This is a genomic window from Sphingobacterium sp. UBA1897 (genome assembly GCF_002337775.1).
Classification (GTDB): Bacteria; Bacteroidota; Bacteroidia; order Sphingobacteriales; family Sphingobacteriaceae; genus Sphingobacterium; species Sphingobacterium siyangense.
On record NZ_DDGR01000004.1, the window covers coordinates 36,344 to 54,852 of the forward strand.

The 18,509-nt window shown below is 35.0% G+C and carries 14 protein-coding genes, 1 other RNA gene and 1 pseudogene; 7 read left to right on the forward strand and 9 right to left on the reverse strand.

The genetic code is table 11. From position 1 onward, the window contains the following. Nucleotides 1-2: 2 nt before the first annotated feature. The 3 genes from istA to B4N43_RS02910 form a co-directional block, all read right to left on the reverse strand. Entirely contained in the window at nucleotides 3-827 is an 825-nt protein-coding gene (istA, locus tag B4N43_RS02900) for an IS21 family transposase (RefSeq protein ID WP_286732663.1), read from the reverse strand. Between the two features lie 299 nt (nucleotides 828-1,126). Further along, a complete protein-coding gene (locus B4N43_RS02905) occupies nucleotides 1,127-2,626 on the reverse strand; it encodes a hypothetical protein (RefSeq protein ID WP_286732664.1) in 1,500 nt (499 codons plus the stop codon). 112 nt (nucleotides 2,627-2,738) lie between these two features. Continuing rightward, on the reverse strand, nucleotides 2,739-3,032 hold the full coding sequence (locus B4N43_RS02910) for a hypothetical protein (RefSeq protein ID WP_286732665.1): 294 nt from the start codon (nucleotides 3,030-3,032) through the stop codon (nucleotides 2,739-2,741). Between the two features lie 1,106 nt (nucleotides 3,033-4,138). On the opposite strand from B4N43_RS02910, the gene B4N43_RS02915 reads away from it, so the two are divergent. From B4N43_RS02915 to B4N43_RS02930, 4 genes are all read left to right on the forward strand, one after another. After that, the gene (locus tag B4N43_RS02915) at nucleotides 4,139-4,357 is read left to right on the forward strand and encodes a hypothetical protein (protein WP_286732668.1); all 219 of its coding nucleotides are present in this window, start codon (nucleotides 4,139-4,141) and stop codon (nucleotides 4,355-4,357) included. Then, nucleotides 4,329-4,556, forward strand: a complete 228-nt coding sequence (locus B4N43_RS02920; RefSeq protein WP_286732670.1) for a hypothetical protein — start codon at nucleotides 4,329-4,331, stop codon at nucleotides 4,554-4,556. The genes B4N43_RS02915 and B4N43_RS02920 overlap by 29 nt, the downstream gene beginning before the upstream one ends. Nucleotides 4,557-4,649: 93 nt before the next feature. Next, on the forward strand, nucleotides 4,650-4,850 hold the full coding sequence (locus tag B4N43_RS02925) for a hypothetical protein (protein WP_286732671.1): 201 nt from the start codon (nucleotides 4,650-4,652) through the stop codon (nucleotides 4,848-4,850). A gap of 213 nt (nucleotides 4,851-5,063) precedes the next feature. After that, nucleotides 5,064-6,320 (forward strand): restriction endonuclease subunit S, encoded by a 1,257-nt coding sequence (locus tag B4N43_RS02930; protein ID WP_286732889.1) that lies wholly within the window; start codon nucleotides 5,064-5,066, stop codon nucleotides 6,318-6,320. On the opposite strand, the gene B4N43_RS02935 is transcribed toward B4N43_RS02930, so the two are convergent. After that, nucleotides 6,315-6,863, reverse strand: a complete 549-nt coding sequence (locus B4N43_RS02935) for a restriction endonuclease subunit S (protein ID WP_286732672.1) — start codon at nucleotides 6,861-6,863, stop codon at nucleotides 6,315-6,317. The two genes, B4N43_RS02930 and B4N43_RS02935, sit on opposite strands and share 6 nt — an antisense overlap. Before the next feature lie 39 nt (nucleotides 6,864-6,902). Here B4N43_RS02935 and B4N43_RS02940 point away from each other — a divergent pair, with 39 nt between their 5' ends. Further along, nucleotides 6,903-7,706 (forward strand): tyrosine-type recombinase/integrase, encoded by an 804-nt coding sequence (locus tag B4N43_RS02940; RefSeq protein ID WP_286732674.1) that lies wholly within the window; start codon nucleotides 6,903-6,905, stop codon nucleotides 7,704-7,706. 29 nt (nucleotides 7,707-7,735) lie between these two features. Here B4N43_RS02940 and B4N43_RS02945 read toward each other — a convergent pair whose 3' ends face one another. The 4 genes from B4N43_RS02945 to B4N43_RS02960 form a co-directional block, all read right to left on the reverse strand. Continuing rightward, the gene (locus B4N43_RS02945; protein ID WP_286732675.1) at nucleotides 7,736-9,181 is read right to left on the reverse strand and encodes a restriction endonuclease subunit S; all 1,446 of its coding nucleotides are present in this window, start codon (nucleotides 9,179-9,181) and stop codon (nucleotides 7,736-7,738) included. Next, nucleotides 9,181-10,617, reverse strand: coding sequence for a type I restriction-modification system subunit M (locus B4N43_RS02950; protein WP_286732676.1), 1,437 nt, complete (start codon nucleotides 10,615-10,617; stop codon nucleotides 9,181-9,183). The genes B4N43_RS02945 and B4N43_RS02950 overlap by 1 nt, the downstream gene beginning before the upstream one ends. 13 nt (nucleotides 10,618-10,630) lie before the next feature. Then, nucleotides 10,631-13,321, reverse strand: a complete 2,691-nt coding sequence (locus B4N43_RS02955; RefSeq protein ID WP_286732678.1) for a DEAD/DEAH box helicase family protein — start codon at nucleotides 13,319-13,321, stop codon at nucleotides 10,631-10,633. Between the two features lie 1,102 nt (nucleotides 13,322-14,423). Then, on the reverse strand, nucleotides 14,424-15,731 hold the full coding sequence (locus B4N43_RS02960; RefSeq protein ID WP_286732680.1) for a site-specific integrase: 1,308 nt from the start codon (nucleotides 15,729-15,731) through the stop codon (nucleotides 14,424-14,426). Between the two features lie 660 nt (nucleotides 15,732-16,391). Between B4N43_RS02960 and B4N43_RS02965 the strand changes: the two genes are divergently transcribed. Then, nucleotides 16,392-16,580, forward strand: a complete 189-nt coding sequence (locus B4N43_RS02965) for a hypothetical protein (RefSeq protein WP_286732683.1) — start codon at nucleotides 16,392-16,394, stop codon at nucleotides 16,578-16,580. After that, a pseudogene (locus B4N43_RS25470) lies at nucleotides 16,543-17,337 on the forward strand (recombinase family protein); the annotation flags it as partial. The gene B4N43_RS02965 and the pseudogene B4N43_RS25470, both read left to right, overlap by 38 nt. Before the next feature lie 725 nt (nucleotides 17,338-18,062). Here the strand turns inward: B4N43_RS25470 and ssrA are convergent. Then, nucleotides 18,063-18,430: a transfer-messenger RNA gene (gene ssrA / locus B4N43_RS02970) on the reverse strand. Nucleotides 18,431-18,509 lie beyond the last annotated feature (79 nt).

Sequence of the window (18,509 nt, forward strand, 5' to 3'; positions counted from 1 at the left end):
TATTATGTAAACTTTATTGCAGATAAAACACTTACCATCAAACATTTAAAATAAAAAACATACATATCAAAAATACATACATAATCTTTTGGACGACCTGCACGCGCTGGAACCACAGCTGTGCCGTAGTGATTGGCAAAGTCTTCCATGGACTGGTTCAGGACCGGCTCATATTTATCGGCCTTGATGACCGCTGCTTTGAGATTGTCGGGGACAATGGCCTTGGGCACACCGCCAAGGGACTCCAGGCAGCTGCTCAGTGCATAAAAAAAGTCGGGGGTCTGCTGGGATGGTACCACGATGGCAAATGCATAGTCTGAAAAGGGCAGGCAGGCCACAAATACCTCACAGGCGACCAGCTCCCCGGTGGACCTGTCAATATAATGGAGCTTTTTTCCGGAAAAGTCAATATATAGTTTATCGCCGGCGGTATGTTCAATCACCATGCTGCCCTTGCGCGAGATAAGCTGTTGCCTTAAATGATAGTTGAACTGTGGATAGCTATAACCCGTGGGATCACTTTCTATATATTCCTGCCACAGCAGCAGTTTGGTAACTCCGGTACGTTTAAGTTCTTTTTCATAATAGTCAAGACGGCTTTTTAGGTACTCAAACTTGTCCGCCTTGTAAGCGGGATTGCCTGCGTGGAACGACTTTTCCAACAGGGGATCCTCCTGTTTAAGAAGTTCTTCCGTATTGAAACCGCCGTCAGCTATCTTTTTAAGATAGGACTTCACCGTATTCTTGCTCATACCAAGGATGCGGGCGATTGTTTTTATTCCGCTACCGCCCTGGTACAATCTGATTAATTGCTTTATCTGACTCATTCGTTTTGGTTTTCCAGCCATCAGTGATCCGAATTGTTTGATCACTAAGTAACAAAAACTACTTGCTAAGGGGTCAGCATGCTCCAGCGCAATGAACTGAAAAATGAATTAGGGGGTCAACATCAGCCAGTATGGCAGTTGAATAACAGCTTTAAACGCACTACGCATCCCTAATTCTAATTCAATTTTGAGGGGTCAGCTTGCTCAAGTATATCCAACTGTCAGATCAAGTAGTGGCTATTACACTTAAACTATATTAAGCGTTGTATATTTAAGTAAAATGGTTTCGTTCAATCAAATCAGTCCCTCGGTGTATACCTGATTAAGGACCCGATAAATTTTGACGGTTCGAATTTTGGCAAATCTTTAAAGGTGTTTTTAAAGCGCTCTTTACATTTATTCTTTAAGTCTAAGCAGGAATACTCATTATTATTAGCATACATTGCCTTCAACAGGGCATTGGCATACGACTTACTCTCTGGTGTCTCGCCAATCTTCAAATCTATATATGCCCAATATTCATTGCTGAGAAGTAATTTATGTATATTTTTGATATCGGAATCTGAATATGAATCTGCTGGTACCGAAATTTTTTGACAAAAAACAAGAGCCGCAAGATATTTGAAATCTCCATTAGTCCCTTCTTTTGCTACTTGATGCATAAAGAATAATTTCTGATTCGTCGGAATTTCCATCGATCTGCTAATTTTGGCTGCGTCCCATATATCCAGTAAGGCTAATCCTGAAATCTCACTTGCCTCAGTGCTGTTCATTAATCCATGGGCAACTTTGTTCCTGAGCAACCTAAATTTAAAAGCATAATATTTATAATCGAAATGATAGTCAAGTTTTTCATTCATGATGTTGATCTTGGCTTGAAAGCCTAGAGTCAACACGTCGTTTTCCAAATTCCCTAATGCAATGCATATATCATGGAAAACACCTTCAATTATGGTCATAGCGATACTGGAAAATAGCGCCGATCGACCATCTTCGTATGCCCTGATAGCTTCCAAGATTATTCCAGATCGAGACCTGAAAAAATGATTATTAACGCATTCCATTTGAAGTTGTTCAACTACATTCTGATCTGCAATGTAATCAGATAGGAACTCGTTAAAGGCCACAGAGTTTTTTTGAAATAGCTTTTGAAGCTCTCTATATTTTTTAGTTACAAGATCTCCAAATTTATTAGAAATTAATGTCGGATATTTTACTTGGTAGGATTCTGGCTTAACTGCATAAGGGTAGGGGTAACGAAACGAAAATTTCATATTTGAAAAAGTACCAGCATCGGCTAGGCTATAACTATAAATACCTTCTTTCAAAAACTCTACAATCTGCTCTCTTGCGTGTTTGTTTAGACTGAGGAAATATGTTAGAACAGGAGGCTTTTCTTGTATTTCCGAAGTGATATTACTGGTTTTTATTTTGATAAGCTCTTTTTCGATATCGCTAATCCTTTCGTCGATTTCTTTAAGATGGGCTGAGGCATTTTGAAGGTGTTCTATAACAATTTTCGACGGGTCTTTCTCTATAAAAATAAAGCTTTTGGTTATATTTTTAAAAAACATTCGCTCGTTATCAGATACTTCTAAATTTGAAATACCAGTATTTTCAATATAGGCATCCCGTAGACGTTCGAATATCTCGTCCTCATTTAGCCCCAAATAAGAACATATAAATTTCCTGCCAATCTCCTGCATTGAAAGATAATATATTTCGCCAGTGTTATAATATCTGCTGATATATTTATCAAGATTTTCCGGAGTTTCATGAAGTATATTAAGTTTTGTCATGTTGATATTAATTCTCTAAAAGTAATGGAAACAAATAAAAGAAGGGGATGTAATAAATTCAACCTTTGATATGCTAATTTTTAATTTACTTCCATAAAGTTTGATAAAAGTGTTAATCGTCTTTGTCAGTCATCTTATAACACCACCCACAGAAACCTCCGTTTTCATCTGTAAAATACATTTCTGACCAAGGTATATCGTTACCACATCTTTCGCATTCTTCATAAACGTAATGACTAATTGCCTTTTCGAAGACATATTTCTGCTTTTCTGATAATGAATCAAAGCCCTTATCAATTACAAGTTGAGCAATACCACTTTCTTTGTTATCATTAAAATGTTGCCCATCTATAAGCTCTTGGACAAATCCACTAAAATCTTCTTCTTTGTATCTATTTTTATTCATGGAAAACTAAATTTGGTTATATGGCATTCCGTTACGGAATCACTAGCATAAAGATATGCCAAACCAAGTTAAAAACGAAATCGGATCGCATCCCAATTCTTTATTAATGTTACGCAGTTTGTCTTACTTGATGCCTTATTAATCCCTCTACTTCATGAAAACTCCATTGTCTTTTGAACAAGCATTACGTGCACATTCAAAACCCAACCGCTTTTAGTGTATGGCTCGCCTGCAAATCGCTCAGGCTAAGATGTTATCACTATTTTTTAATGGCTGACGCTCGATCCAGCACAATCAAAAATACCGCCGACAGTCTCCGTATATATTGCTGAATCATGCTAGCGCATTTCTTTTCAGCGACCTTCGCTCAACTCGCAGAACGGCGAGTGATTAAATTTCACAACTTTACTATTTAAAATATAGACAATCAATCTCATGGAAAACCATAAATAATTAATCGAACTACAAAATCAAATTGAACAATTAACGAACCAACTAAACAATATATCACAAATGCTTTCACAATCGAATACGCAACTAGCAGATATACACAAAGTGTTATTCAATAACAACTTTATTAAAAAGAGATAAGAAAGTAAGGAGTAACTGAAAGAATATATGAAAGCTCGCTTAATAATGGATAATATTGTTAAACAAACTAAGCGGAAATAGTTACTATTTAAAATGATGGTTGCAGAACCCAAACAAGACAACTGAAAATTTATAACAGTAAAAATTATGATAGATTAAGACACAATAATTACTTGGTTTAAACCTTAACATATGATGTCCTACTTGAAAAATGACTCTAAAAAGTGCGCAAAAAATGCGGCAAATGTTTCTCAATTATACACTATTGTGATAAAGATTTGTGATCTTTAACAAAGAATAAACTAAAGCCCAATATATCGAGACCTTATTGAGAGAGAAGATTTCTTATGCCCGTTTTCAGACTGATGCATTAGTACTCATTCATTATATCCAGTATACAGTCGGTGGCAGAGGATAAAAGGGGGGGCAGGTTAAGAGAAGTATTCACGCCCTATTTTACTTTTACCAAATTCTCGATGAGCAGGGAACGAGAATCATCCATATAATGAGCCTCAATGACCTGCAGCTATATAATTATTATATTAGGTAAGGTGCGGTTCAGTTTTGACCGGATGGCAGTTGAACAGTTCGGCGGGACAAATGAAATCCATATACACAGGTTATCCCATTCCACAGCTCTGCAGGATGTTGAGGGAAAGAAGAGAACCGTTGTCCGCATGGGAGTGCCCTCAGCGACCAAAGTAGATGAGTTTGACCGGATCTCCGTCAGATAAGCCAGTCGAAGATGATATCCCCCAGACAATATACTCCCAGCAGCATGCACTAGAATGTTTCGAAGAGCGGGCAGTTTTTTTGCGGGGAATTGTTCAGGCCTATATTGGGTATGTCATACGGGAAAATATAGCTAAAATCATTATAAAAAAGGATTATGTATTGCTGGAATATTATCTCGATGCTAACAAGGTGGGATAATTTGTCATATCACTCCAAAGGGACAAGTGGCCGATCCGTACTTTTCTCTTCCTGACTAATTCGGGAACACTGGAGGGCAATAAACTTGAACAAATGACAAAACTGAAACTGTTGGACAAAAATACCTCAAGATCGACTGCATGGATGCTTTTCTGCTTTATGATATTTAAGGGGATAAAGGTCTGTGAAAAAAAAATTAATAAAGCTGGCTGTGGTTCACTGATTCAATATGCCGATCAGATCAATAAGTATGGAAAAGAGTGGCTTAAAAGTCCCGGTTTTATATACCGTTAGTTGTTCATGTTGAAATAGGGAAGCGGCAGACTCTGAAAAAATTACATTATTATATTCGATTAATATCATTTCACGCATTTCCATAGATTCAAGTTATAATTAAACACCGAAACTTTTATAATAGTAGATGAAACAACTACACTCCATAAATCATATTACGAGAAGTTCGCCGACGGAACCACAAAATGCATTGACGAAGAGATCCCTTTTGGGATACCGGAGAGTTGGGAGTGGTGTAGGTTAGGAAGTATTGCAAAAAATGTTTTGTATGGGGTTAGTAAATCTGCACAAACAGAAGGCGATTACAGACTATTAAGGATTACCGATATACAAAATAATTCTGTCGATTGGGAAAATGTACCGTTTACAACACTTCCAAAAGAGAAAGTATCGGAATATTTACTTGAACAACATGATATATTATTTGCACGTACTGGAGCAACTGTTGGTAAGTCATATTTAGTAAATGAAGTAAATAATAATGTAATTTATGCTTCCTACTTAATAAGAGTTCGATTATTTGAGATGTTTAACTCTCAGTATATTAAATTCTATTTTGAGAGTGGATTTTATTGGGGGCAAGTTACGGACAAATCGGTTGGAGTTGGACAACCTAATGTAAATGGTACCTCATTAAAGAGTTTACTTATTCCCATACCTCCATACGAAGAACAGCTTTTAATAGGAAAACAAGCATTAGAACTTACTGATATTATTCACAACATTAACAATAGCCAAAAAGATCTTTCAGATTATATTCAAGATACCAAATCCAAAATTCTTGATCTTGCTATACAAGGCAAACTCGTTCCACAAAATCCAAGCGATGAACCAGCTTCTGTTTTGCTGGAACGCATAAAATCGGAGTATCCTAATAGCAAAAAGAAAGTATCTAAAACAAGTGATAACTCACATTATGAGAACTTGCCGTTTGAGATACCTGAAAGCTGGGAGTGGTGTAGATTGATAGATATTTGTTCTATCATCACTGATGGTACACATCAAACACCTACATATTCTGACGAGGGATATATTTTCCTATCATCAAAAAATGTAACTTCAGGTAAGATTGATTGGGAAAATGTTATGTATATTCCAGAATTTCTACACAATCAATTATATGCACGATTAGCTCCTCAAAAAGGGGATATTTTACTTGCTAAAAATGGAACGACTGGCTTTTCAGCAGTTGTTGATAGCGATTGTGTTTTTGATATATATGTTAGTTTGGCACTACTTCGTCCTTTTGAAAATGAAATCAGTCCATACTATTTACGCTATATAATGTCCTCATCGTTTGTCCAGGGACAATTCAGAGCAAATCTTAAAGGTATTGGAGTTCCAAATTTACATTTAGAAAATATTCGTAGCACCTGTGTTCCTGTATGTTCTTTGAAAGAACAAAATAAAATAGTTTCTGTCATTGATCAACTTTTTAAGATACTAGACAACATGTTATCAGAGTTATAACCCTGATATTATGTTGTCTAATTGTTGAAATAAGTTTTCGATAGTCTGAACAATACGCTTTTGTTCTAGACTTGGTGGTAATAAAATTGGAAAATTAATAATTTTGTCTTTTGAAATATTCGGTTGAGCACCGCCTTCACCTTTCATTTGCAGAATTCTCTTTTTGCTCATCAGTAAATAAAAAAGAAATTTGTTATATATACCTGGGTATGTAATACAGGCACAGCAGGCTTGATTAGTTGTAGCAGGAATATTTAAAATCCCTATTTTACCTATAGTCCCTCCATACATCGCAATCAACACGCTATCCTTCGGATTTAATCTAACAGAACATTCTTTAAGAGCTAAGTCGGTTATTTTTTCAGGAATGTAATCAATATAGCCATCATTCAGGTCCCCCGTTTTCAACCAATTAACTGTTCCGTTTTCATAATACATTTTATTAGAACGACTTGGGGTTGATCCAGCTGACCATGAACCAACATTTTCCAAAGTACATTTAGCCCAACCTTGAGGCAAGTTCTCATAATGTGAGATAGCCAAGATAAATTTGTTGTCATAAATTTTAAAATTATTAGATTAATGGTAACAGAATTTAAAAAATCACTCAGCAAAAATGATTTGGCTGAAAACACAATTACGTCCTATGTCTGGACTGCAAATCATTTCCTTACGAACTACAAGGAAATAAACAAGGAAAATTTATTGGCTTACAAAGGGTTTTTAATAGAACATTTTAAACCACAAACGGTGAATCTACGATTACAGGCGATAAACAAATACCTTGAATTTGTTAAAAAGGATAGGTTAAAGCTAAAGTTTGTTAAAGTACAACAAAAGAATTTTCTTGAAAATGTTATAAGTGATGCCGATTACAAGTTTTTCAAAACGAAATTAAAAGCCGATGGACACGTTGAATGGTATTTTGTTATTTGGTTTTTAACTGCAACTGGAGCTCGTGTTAGTGAATTATTGCAGATAAAAGCAGAGCATGTACATGTCGGATATCTGGATATGTATACAAAAGGAGGGAAAATCAGGCGTTTATATATTCCGAAAAATCTACGTTCGGAAGCAATTAAGTGGCTTGAGACAAAAGACATAAGATCAGGTTATATATTCCTCAATCGTTTTGGAGAAAGAATTACATCACGTGGAATTTCTCAACAGTTGAAGCATTTTGCTTCTAAATATGGCTTAAATCTTCACGTTGTATATCCACATTCTTTCCGCCACCGATTTGCCAAGAATTTTTTAGATAGGTTCAATGACATTGCATTATTAGCCGATTTAATGGGACATGAAAGTATAGAGACTACCCGGATTTACCTTCGACGCACTGCAAGTGAGCAGCAGGCAATTGTTGATGAAATTGTGAATTGGTAATCAGTAAAAATTATAGCGTAGGCGAATGCCTACGCTATAATTGAATTTACTATTTCATCAAGTGAAGCAAAAATGTCTTCAATTTTTTTGACGATTCGTTTTTGCTCTAATATTGGTGGTATCGGTATTTCTTTTGGCTTGATATTAGGAATTGTTAATTGAGGAATGCTTGAACCTTCTCCTTGTGGAATAAGTGACATTAACGTGTAGTGCAAATAAATTATATCGATTATCAGTATATTTGGTGTTATTGAAATCAATCGAACAATTGGACAAAATGGCTCAAAACGAATGCATGAAAATCCGATAGTCCCGCGTGCGGAAATGGTAATACTTGGTTTATTTATAGTTGCATTGTCAGTATATCCATATAGACCATCTTTATCTTTTCCATTAGAATATATCGGAATAGAATATTTCGAAGTCTTAGAAACAGAGTAATTTACAGGTTTATCACCGCCAGCAGAAATATGTTGTGAAATCTGATCAAGACTACACCATTCCCAACTTTCTGGAATATCAAAGGGATAATGTGAGTTATCACTTGTTTTTTTTGTCGTTTTCTTACTAACAGAGTGTTCTGTTTTTATACGTTCCAGCAAAACAGAAGCTGGCTCATCGCTTGGATCTTGCGGAACAAGTTTTCCTCGTATGGCAAGGTCTAGAATTTTGGATTTGGTTTGTGCTACAAATTCTTCTAAATCTGCTTTATTTGCCTCTAGCTCATTTATCAAGCTATTGTATTTTTTGATTGACGAAACTATTTTTTGTTGTTCTGAAAAAGGAGGAATAGGATAAAGCCACGATAGAATATTGTCGTTATTTATAGAGGGTGAGTTGTCTCCTTTCATATATTGATTTAATCCTTTTATAACATATAAGGATGTCATCAAACGAAAGCTATATTCAGAAAATAAGAACTCATTCGGTTTACAAACATAAAATCCCGTAGATGCAATACAATCAGCATAAGAATCATCTATAAATGCAATATTTTCTAAATAAGGACGAACCATCGAAAATAGAGTGTCTCCTGAAGATAACTTCCGAGACGCTCTACTTGGAGCTTCATTTGACCGAATAACCTTAGGAGAAGTTATACAATGTTTTTTATTGTCTACAGATTCAATATCAATATATCTAAAAAATTCACTAGTAGGTTTAGTACTAACCATTGGTAGAAAACAAGTATAACCACGACACCACTCCCAACTCTCCGGTATCCCAAAAGGGATCTCTTCGTCAATGCATTTTGTGGTTCCGTCGGCGAACTTCTCGTAATATGATTTATCAGAACGGTAAATGTATGATTCGTTCTTATCTCGTTTAATCTTTTTTTCTTTGATTAACTGTTCTTTTTCTACACGTATTTTTTCAATAAGTACAGATGCTGGTTCATCATTTGGGTCTTGAGGAATTAACTTTCCACGTATGGCTAAATCGAGGATTTTTTGCCTTAATTTTTTCGTATCCATTATTCCTCAACTTTACCGATAATTTCCTTTAAGGAAGCTACCGCTTTTGCTATATTAAAACTTTTCTCTTCAATATGTGTCATTAGTTCACTAAGAGACATATCAACCGTGTCTTCGCCGGTTTTTATCCACGTTATATCAAGGCTGGTTTTATCCCTGCCCAACAATTCCTTTGAAGTATATTTTCTCCAACGACCTGAAGGATTTTCTTCAGAATAAGTCTCTGTTCTATTATCGATATTATCAGAATTGTAGCATTTTGCAAAATCATCCAAATGCTGACGACGCATCGGATTGGTGGCTAATGTGTGTTTAACATTAGTACGATAGTCATAATACCAGGTTTCGTTAGTTTTATTTCCTTTTGAAAAGAACAGAACATTTGCTTTCACTCCATTTGCATAAAAAATACCTGTAGGTAAACGAAGAATGGTATGCAGATTAAATTCTGTAAGTAATTTTTTACGAATTGTTTCACCCGCACCTCCTTCAAATAATACGTTATCTGGTAGTACAACAGCTGCTCTTCCTCCATTCTTAAGCATCAACATGATTTGTTGCATAAAATTCAACTGATTATTGCTTGTAGAAACATATAAATCAGTACGCATGTCTGCAATATTTGTAGAACCGGCAGGACGATTTCCGAAGGGTGGATTTGCAAGTACAACATCAACCAATGTATCGGGTTCCTTTTCTAATGAATCGCAACATTCTATTGGGCTACGTTCTGTACCAATTCCATGAAGATATAAGTTCATCGAAGCCAAAGTAACCACAAGAGGCGTATTGTCATTTCCGTGTAATGCTTTATCTCGCAGGAATACACGTTTATCCTTATCTTGAGATTGCTCTTTCATGTAATCGTACGCTGCAAGTAGGAATCCTCCTGTACCACAGGCAGGGTCACAGACTGTTTCTCCAATTTGAGGATGCGTAACCTCAACCATTGTATTGATTAATGGTCTTGGGGTAAAATATTGTCCCGCTCCACTTTTCTTGTCTTGACCGTTTTTCTCAAGAATACTTTCATAGATAGCACCTTTAACGTCGCCATCCATTGAAAGCCAGTTTTCTTCATTAATAAGCGTTATAACTTTTTTGAGATATACCGGTTTATCTATTTTATTTTGAGCTTTTGTGTAAATTGTTCCTATCAGATTGTCTTCCTGACTTAATATTTTAAGCGTTTTTTCGTACTGATCAATTAAATCAAGTCCGTCAAGCTTCGTTAAATCATTCCAGCGATAACCGTCCGGAATGGCAGAATCTTCTCCAAAAATTTCAACATTCTCGTTGTCCATTTTCAGAAATAAAAGGTAGGTTAACTGTGTAATATAATCTGTGAATCCAACACCTTGTGAAGAAAGGATGGTGGCTAAACTCCAAACTTTTTTTGTAAGCGACTGTTCGGTCGCAATTGTTTTTTTTGCCATTAATAATTTTATTTTAAGCAGCTTTTAGTATAAATTGTGAAAGTGAGATTATTGCAGTATTTACAGAATCTGCAGAACCAAAATCTCTTACCATTTGAGCGACCAAAGGTTTGTCTTCTTCTTTAATATCATTCATATTACAACTTCCGTTGGCGACAATATAATTAACAACGCTGCGGATAATTTTTTTTTGACCGTCAGTTAAGGGGCGTTGATTTTGTCCACACCAAAGCTCAAAGCGGCTTGCAGCCATTGATGATAAAGAACGTAAATCAGAGATTCGCTTAAAAGCAAAACGTACCAATTGAATGATATTAGTTAAGGCATTTTTTTCATCTTTTGAGCGAAATGAGACCACATGAGCAGGATCCAAAACAGAATAAGTATTCCATAATAAAATAGGATTGAATTTATTGCTGGCGTGAACCAATTTTTCTCTTAGGTCTTTCAACATTCCGTAGGTAATAGGCTCATTAGTGTTATTGTAAATTATGCGTAACGCTTCAATCTCGTCTTTATGAGTATTGATGTATTCTTCAAATGCCTGAGTTGTATTTTGAGCTTCTTCAATTGAAAATCCTTTTTCAATAAGGCTGTCTTCTCCAGGCTGTAAAATAGAAATAAACCCTGCATTTAGTTCTAATAAATATTGTCGAGCCTTTGGTTTATGAGTAAGAGGACGAACAAGACTTTTTCTGACAAGATTAGGTTGGTTAGTATCAATAAAAGATTCTAATAAACCATTTTCAAACGCACTGAATATTTGTACTGCTAGATCTTTCATCTCAACTCCTGCTAAATCGGTAAATTTGTGGCGTTGCTTATCATCTGATTTAACATTGATTCTTGAAAGGCGACTTGCCAACAACCTTAAATTATCATCTGATAAATCTCCGTGCGTGATACGTTCTAATAATATTCTTAACGAAATATTCGGAGATGGTATATCGGCACCAGGACGAGTTACCTGCATTTCGTGTTCTGTTACTCCGACTGCATCTACCAAAAAGAAAAGATCTTTGCTGATAGCATTAGGAGTTACGTTACGAAGTTGTTCGTCGCCTATGGTTCTTACACCACGACCTTTCATCTGTGTATAAAGCGCATCCGATTCAACATCTCGCATAAACATAACAACTTCCAAAGGTTTTACATCAGTTCCTGTTGCCACTAATGTTACCGTAACGGCAATGCGGAAATCTTTATCATTTCGAAAACTCCTGATTAATTGATTACTGTCTCCGGCAGAATAAGTAATTTTTTGAATAAAATTTTCCGATTGATTGGAAAATACCTCTTTAGCAATCCGGACTATATTTGTTGCATGAGCATCATTTAAAGCAAAAATAAGCGTTTTAGGAATGTATTCTAATTGAGGTTCTCTGTCTGGATAAAGATCTGTATATATAGCGTCACGATAAGTTTCTAAAATCAATTTGATTTGCGAAGGATTAACAATACTGCGATTAAGTTCGGTAGAAGTGTATGTTTTTTCTTCTGATGTTTTTACATCTTCTACTTTGCCAGAGTACTTAGTTATTTGTGTTATATTTTCCCCTTCTTTTACAGCTCCTCCATTTTCGGTAGCTTGAGTTTTGATACGAAATACACGATAATCAACATTAATTCCGTCAGCAATAGATTTTTCAAGGGTATAGTTAACTATTCTATTATTAAAAAATGCTAATGTTTCCGGCGCTGGTGTGGCAGTAAGACCAACTATCTTTGCTGATTTAAAATACTCTAAAACTTGTCGCCAGTTTCCATAAATCGATCGGTGACATTCGTCAATAATAATCACGTCAAAGAAATCCGGGGGAAGATTTAACTTTCCACTCAATTGTATTTCTTTACCGTCTTCATTATATGATTCGTCATCATCGTTATCATTTAACTCCTGCTCTGTAAGCAGCGCGAAAAGCCGTTGAATGGTTGAAATAATAACATTCGCATCTTTTGGAATATTAGCAGATTTCAGTCGCTCCGTGGTAAAAATCGTATTGAATGGCTCTCCTGTTTCTGTAAGGCGGAATGTACCGAATTCCCCTTCAGCCTGTCGTCCTAAATTGTTTCTGTCAACAAGAAACAATACTCGCTTCATAGGTGTGTATGAAAGTAATCTATACGCTGCCATACAAGCTGTAAAGGTTTTTCCTGCCCCTGTTGCAAGTACCATTAATGCTCGAGATTGACCTAATCTGAAATTAGACTCTAATTCAGTAATTGCTTCATATTGACAGTCTCGTAATCCTTTCTTTTGCAGCGCAGGTAAACCGGCATACTCGTCTTCTATTCCAAGTAGATTTACAATCTCTTTTGGAGAATGAATCTTAGAAACAGGAATATAATCCTCACTAAGGTTATTGATATTTTTAAATAGTATTTCCTTACCGTTTGATAAATAAATGATGGGCAAAGGTTGATACCAGTAAGAACACCAAATTGGCAATCTACGAACATACCTTTCGGCTTGCTCCATGACAATATTAGATAGTCGGCAATCTTCTTTTTTTGCTTCAATCACACCTACGGCTTTCCCATTAATAAACAGAAGATAATCAGCCTCCAGACTTCCTTTCAAAATCCCTTCCTCGATAGCCACAGCAGAAACATTAGGTGAGTAATTATCTCTACTGACAATTTCCCACCCAGATTCATTCAGCATACGATTAATGATTTCTCTGGCTTTTTTTTCTGGTGTCATTTACTTACTTCTATATAATTTATATTATCGGAAGTTAATACAAAAATAGTAAATGTTAAATGATATTTGCGAATAACAATTTCTAAATTGCTATATATTCAACATTTATACAAAATTCATTTTCGTCAGTAGGGTATAAAACTGTTTTTGAAATAACCAAAACCTGCGTAGGCTTTTATTTTGAGCATACTATCCATTTTATTACGCAAATAGAATTTAGCAAGAAAACAGAGAAAATTAAAGTATGTAAACATCATTTAGATTAAAAACTTGAATTCTAATCTTTAGTCTAATTTATGTATATTTGCTATGAGATAACGGAAACACGTTGAAAAGCAAAGCAATAAGCATCGTTACAAAATCGTTACCTGACTTTTTTGATAATCTTTATAAAAGCTTAGTATTCAAGTGATACAGCTTTTTCCTGAAAACTTTTAAATAAAATATGTATAAATGATTTTATTTTTCTGAATTTCCATGCTATTTGATATATAAATGTTTTACGGATAATTCAAATAATCTTTTGAATGTAAAATACTTTCGATAAAATAAGATATGAACAACTTTATATTTGAAATATAAGACTAATTATTTTTCATGATGTGGTACACCAATTGACTTTTTATTAGGTCATTTGGTATTTTTTTATAACATCTACCTATTACTTTGAAATGATAGGAAATGAATATTTGAGTAATTTCACCTAAACACTACTTGTATTTCTATTCATTTGCAGCCATTTGAAAAAGACATTATTCCACTTAACAAATTATTGATATAGACCCATATGTGCTAAAGCGTGTTTTTAGATTGAAAATAAAACCAGAATAGATACGTATTAATTATTACTTTTGATGATATTATTACTACAGCACCAAAGCTAGCTTCGCCAGAAGATCAGGTGGTCAATTTGCCACGGAATCGCACGGTCAGTTTATCCGAAATCTACACAATACCAGTGAGCAACTGGGACTTGACGATATCCCAACTTTATATTAAATTTGGAGATAGACTCAAACTGGAAAGAGCTTTTTAATCTAATGACACAACTCGAGTTACACTCCCTAGGTTAAAGTCTTACGAACCTCGTTGCAGTATATATTTAAGCTGCTTTTTTGTTCTTATCTTTCTTTTTCTTCGATTTTTTAGGTGTTTCTTTTTTTGAGTCAATTTTTCTGAGGATTCTCATTACCTTCTTTTGAACATCATCGACTATTTTCCAGTCTTTTTCTATATAAATATCTGTTACTCTATTTCCCTCATCAACATGGTTTAGAGCCAAGGATACATCATCTTTATTTAATCGACATTTGTTTCTTGCTGTGCTAGCAAAAGTATGTCTTGCCCAATATAAAGTGAGATCTTTAATTCCAGTTAGATTACGAAGATGAAGCATTCCTTTTGATAATGCATAATTAAGATAATTAGGATTTCGATATCGGTTTCTTAGTTTTTCAATATATTTTTCGAGAAGTGGCCTAGCTTCATCAATTATTCTAATGCTGATAAATGCATTGTCTTTTCTTAAATCTTTTGTCTTTTTGCGATTGTAATCAACTCTACCATTTCTGATATCTGATCTATTTAGATAATACAGATCTACAGCGTTAATTCCGCATAGATAGAATGATAGCATATACAATTCTTTGGCTAACTCAGCTCGACTGTTAGGTACAGTAGGCCAATCCCTTAATTTTAAAACATCATCTATTTCATTGTTTCTGTTTTTTGTGAGAGGGGGAGAACCAACCTTATATTTTGAAAAAGGGTAATGCTTGATTCGATAGATCCCCAAATCTTCGTTGTTGTATTTTCTTCTGGCCTCGTTAAAGAGAGTCCTTAGATCTCGCATGTGGTTGTGAAGCCCACTTTCTGATAGTCCCTTTTCTTTGGTTACCACCGAATTTCCAAATTGATTAAACCTAGTCATGGTTCTATCGGACTTCAGGAATCGTTCATACATAAACAACATGTTTGAATTTATTTCCTTTATGGAGACAGTATGTCTTTTAAAATAATCAACAAGGCTATTGCAAATAGCTGTATGGTTCTTGGCTGTTCCGTTTCTTCCATCAGCTTTTAATCGTTCGATATGTTCCCTGCAAAATGATATGAACTCTACATCCTCATCCATATCTTTCAGGTAATCTTTTAAAGCTTCCGCTGTAAAATATTCAAGTCTCCCATCAAGTTCGCTAATTGCTTTACGGTACTCCTTGAGCTGGTCATTTAACTTGTCAAGAACAAAGGTGTCCTTGATCTTTTTTTCTTTAGTGAGTTGCTTCTGAACAACGTAGTGATTAGTATCCAAAAACTTTCTTTCTCCCTTGTGATAGACACAGATTTTTACATTGTAGGTGCCATCGGATTTCTTGTGGTGTTCATAAACTTTTGCGCTTACGGTTGCCATAATTCTTTTTCTTTAGCACGTAAAAATTCCCGTTACATATTTGTTACATTTTTACGTGAAGTTCAACAAAAAACTATGCAAAACTGGCCAAATAGGGTAGGTACACCCTGGCCATTCCATCAATTAAAATTAATGGAAAGAAACGAAAAAAGCGGCTTTTCCGCATAGAAAAGCCGCTTTTTTGCTTTGTGCTCCCACCTGGGCTCGAACCAGGGACCAAAAGATTATGAGTCTAATAGTCGATACCAATTATCTGACTGAAAAAATTGGTTCGACTTGTTACGGATGGGCACTAGGCAATTTTTAGTATTGTTCCTTACTCATCTAAATTTTTAACGACTGAATGTTGAATTTAAATATGAAAAATTTAAATCGTTTCAAATTTTGAACGTAAACGGTTTGACATGTAGAGTAATGAATCAATATGAAATTTTAGTAAATATTTTTTTATGATTTTAATAAAGAAAAATGGAAAATCAGAAATTAATCAATTGGAGAACGAAGAAAAAAAGAATGACAAAGTGAGTCTACTCAATTTAAAACAATTATGGGATAATAAATATACTCCTCCCTAAATTAATCAATAAACTTAAGTCAATCGATTTGAAGACGTCATGTTGATTATATTACTAATATTGAGATTTTATTTACTAAATACCTATGCCAAAAAAGATAGTTACAAAAGAGAATTACGATGTTGGTAAATTGTATAAAAAAGACGATACAACAGCAGACCTAAAAGTAAAAAATGAAGAAAAATTAGTAAATTTAATAGTTAAAATTTTGGTTAAAAAAGCAATAAACGAAGCTAATGAAAAAGGGTATACGCTATTTAAGATACAGCAGTGATGGTCAAAGTTTACATAGTATCGAACGTCAGGATTTAATAACAAGCCAATGGATGAATAATAGCGGTGTGGAAATTGTGGATACATTTATCGACGAAGGACACACTGCACGAAACTTTGATAGGCCGGATATTAAAGTTCTTTTTGACTTTATCAAAAAGAACCATGATCAAATTGATTACTTGGTCGTAGCTGAGTTAACAAGATTCAGTAGGATCGCAGGCGACGCCATTAATATGGTTACAAAAATTCAAGCACTTTATGATGTGAGGATTGTAAGCGCTAGTAGAGGATCAATTTATGATTGTATGGATCATAATTCATTCTTTATAATGGGGCTTGAATTTTTAATGGGTAATTCTGAAAATATAAAAAGACAGAATGATATAAATGCAGGAATCTATACTGCCAAAGCGGTTAAAGGACTTTGGATTCAAGGCGGGCGGGCTCCATTTGGTTATAAAAAGGAGGGTAAGAATGAGGCACGTCGTCTAGTAGTGGATGAAAGTGAAGCAATTGTCGTTAGATATATTTATGATGCTTATATAGCAGGAGTTGCTTTATACAAAATTAAGGAAAAGGCAATAGAAATGGGATTAAAACGCACGGCAACTACTGCCGTTGAACGAATATTAACAAACCCTTTATATTATGGATTTCAACAAGTCAAAGCATGGAAACAAAATCCAGGAGGGTTATTCCCTCTAAAAAATCACGAGCCAATTATTGAAGCAACGACTTGGAAATTAGTTAATGAAAAGATAAAAAGAGGTAATAAAGAAAGGAAAATTTATGACGACCTAATTCCACTACGTGGTGCCTTACGCTGCCATTGTGGAAAACTATTAACTGGTGCTGCTAGTAAAGGGAAAATGGGAAAATACTATTATTATTATAAATGTAGCATCGCTAGTGCCCATAATAATATAAGTGCTAAAAAAGCTCACAAACAATTATCCGGCGCTTTAGAATTAATGAGTCTTCCTGAAAAACTAATATCGAGTATAAAGGAGAAGAGCCAGATCGAGATGGAGATAACTTTAAAGGAACATAAAACATTATTAAAACAACGCCAAATCGAATACGAGCAGACAGGAGAAAAGCTTATGTCAATCGAAGAAAAATGGATTACAAATCGGATTCAACACGATACTTATGAAAGGTGGCATAATGAGTTGACTATAAAAAAAGAATCTCTTAAAGAACAAATTGATAAGTTAAGACATAATGGAGATAAGACATTTTTATTGTTACGAGATCAATTATTTTATCTTTCAGACCTTAATTACGTTTATACAGAAGCTAACACAATAGAAAAGCAGGAACTCATTAAAATGGTGTTCGACGACTTTTTATACTATGAGAATGGTATCTATCGAACTCCATATATTATGGAACCTTTTATTCGTAATGAATTGAAAATGAGAGAAATGGGGTGTTTAGATTATACAAAAAAACGGGATAATTTTTCAATTATCCCGTCAAGTGGAGCTGGAGAGATTCGAACTCTCGTCCAGTCATGGTACTGTATACGCTTTCTACATGTTTAGCTTCTCTTTAATTGTCGAGCGAGGGAAGGTGAGTCGCTTACCTATACCGTACGCCGTAGTTGCTGTTTCTCACAAGTGCTTAGCAACATCACACTTGCCAGTTCTATTGTTCGATGCCCCGAATGTTAAACCAAAGAACAGGATCTAACGGGACAAATAGCTATGTTAAGTCTAACTTAAGCAGCTAAGGCGTAGTTTTCTTCGCCAGTTATAATTCTGAAAGTTCAGATTAAAGTGCTCTACTAACAACGCACTACATGCTTACATAACCGTCTCCATCCTGTCAATTCCGGTCAACCCCAATTATGTCTTACAAAGGTACTATTTTTTTGCTTAATCAGCAAGATACGTGCGATTCTTGTTTAATGCTTTGGTTCTGA

What these genes read in the sequence shown, in the direction of transcription:
- istA (WP_286732663.1), bottom strand. Translation starts at nt 827, where the DNA reads ATGAGTCAGATAAAGCAATTAATCAGATTGTACCAGGGCGGTAGCGGA.
- B4N43_RS02905 (WP_286732664.1), bottom strand. Translation starts at nt 2,626, where the DNA reads ATGACAAAACTTAATATACTTCATGAAACTCCGGAAAATCTTGATAAA.
- B4N43_RS02910 (WP_286732665.1), bottom strand. Translation starts at nt 3,032, where the DNA reads ATGAATAAAAATAGATACAAAGAAGAAGATTTTAGTGGATTTGTCCAA.
- B4N43_RS02915 (WP_286732668.1), top strand. Translation starts at nt 4,139, where the DNA reads ATGACCTGCAGCTATATAATTATTATATTAGGTAAGGTGCGGTTCAGT.
- B4N43_RS02920 (WP_286732670.1), top strand. Translation starts at nt 4,329, where the DNA reads ATGAGTTTGACCGGATCTCCGTCAGATAAGCCAGTCGAAGATGATATC.
- B4N43_RS02925 (WP_286732671.1), top strand. Translation starts at nt 4,650, where the DNA reads ATGACAAAACTGAAACTGTTGGACAAAAATACCTCAAGATCGACTGCA.
- B4N43_RS02940 (WP_286732674.1), top strand. Translation starts at nt 6,903, where the DNA reads ATGGTAACAGAATTTAAAAAATCACTCAGCAAAAATGATTTGGCTGAA.
- B4N43_RS02945 (WP_286732675.1), bottom strand. Translation starts at nt 9,181, where the DNA reads ATGGATACGAAAAAATTAAGGCAAAAAATCCTCGATTTAGCCATACGT.
- B4N43_RS02950 (WP_286732676.1), bottom strand. Translation starts at nt 10,617, where the DNA reads ATGGCAAAAAAAACAATTGCGACCGAACAGTCGCTTACAAAAAAAGTT.
- B4N43_RS02955 (WP_286732678.1), bottom strand. Translation starts at nt 13,321, where the DNA reads ATGACACCAGAAAAAAAAGCCAGAGAAATCATTAATCGTATGCTGAAT.
- B4N43_RS02960 (WP_286732680.1), bottom strand. Translation starts at nt 15,731, where the DNA reads ATGGCAACCGTAAGCGCAAAAGTTTATGAACACCACAAGAAATCCGAT.
- B4N43_RS02965 (WP_286732683.1), top strand. Translation starts at nt 16,392, where the DNA reads ATGCCAAAAAAGATAGTTACAAAAGAGAATTACGATGTTGGTAAATTG.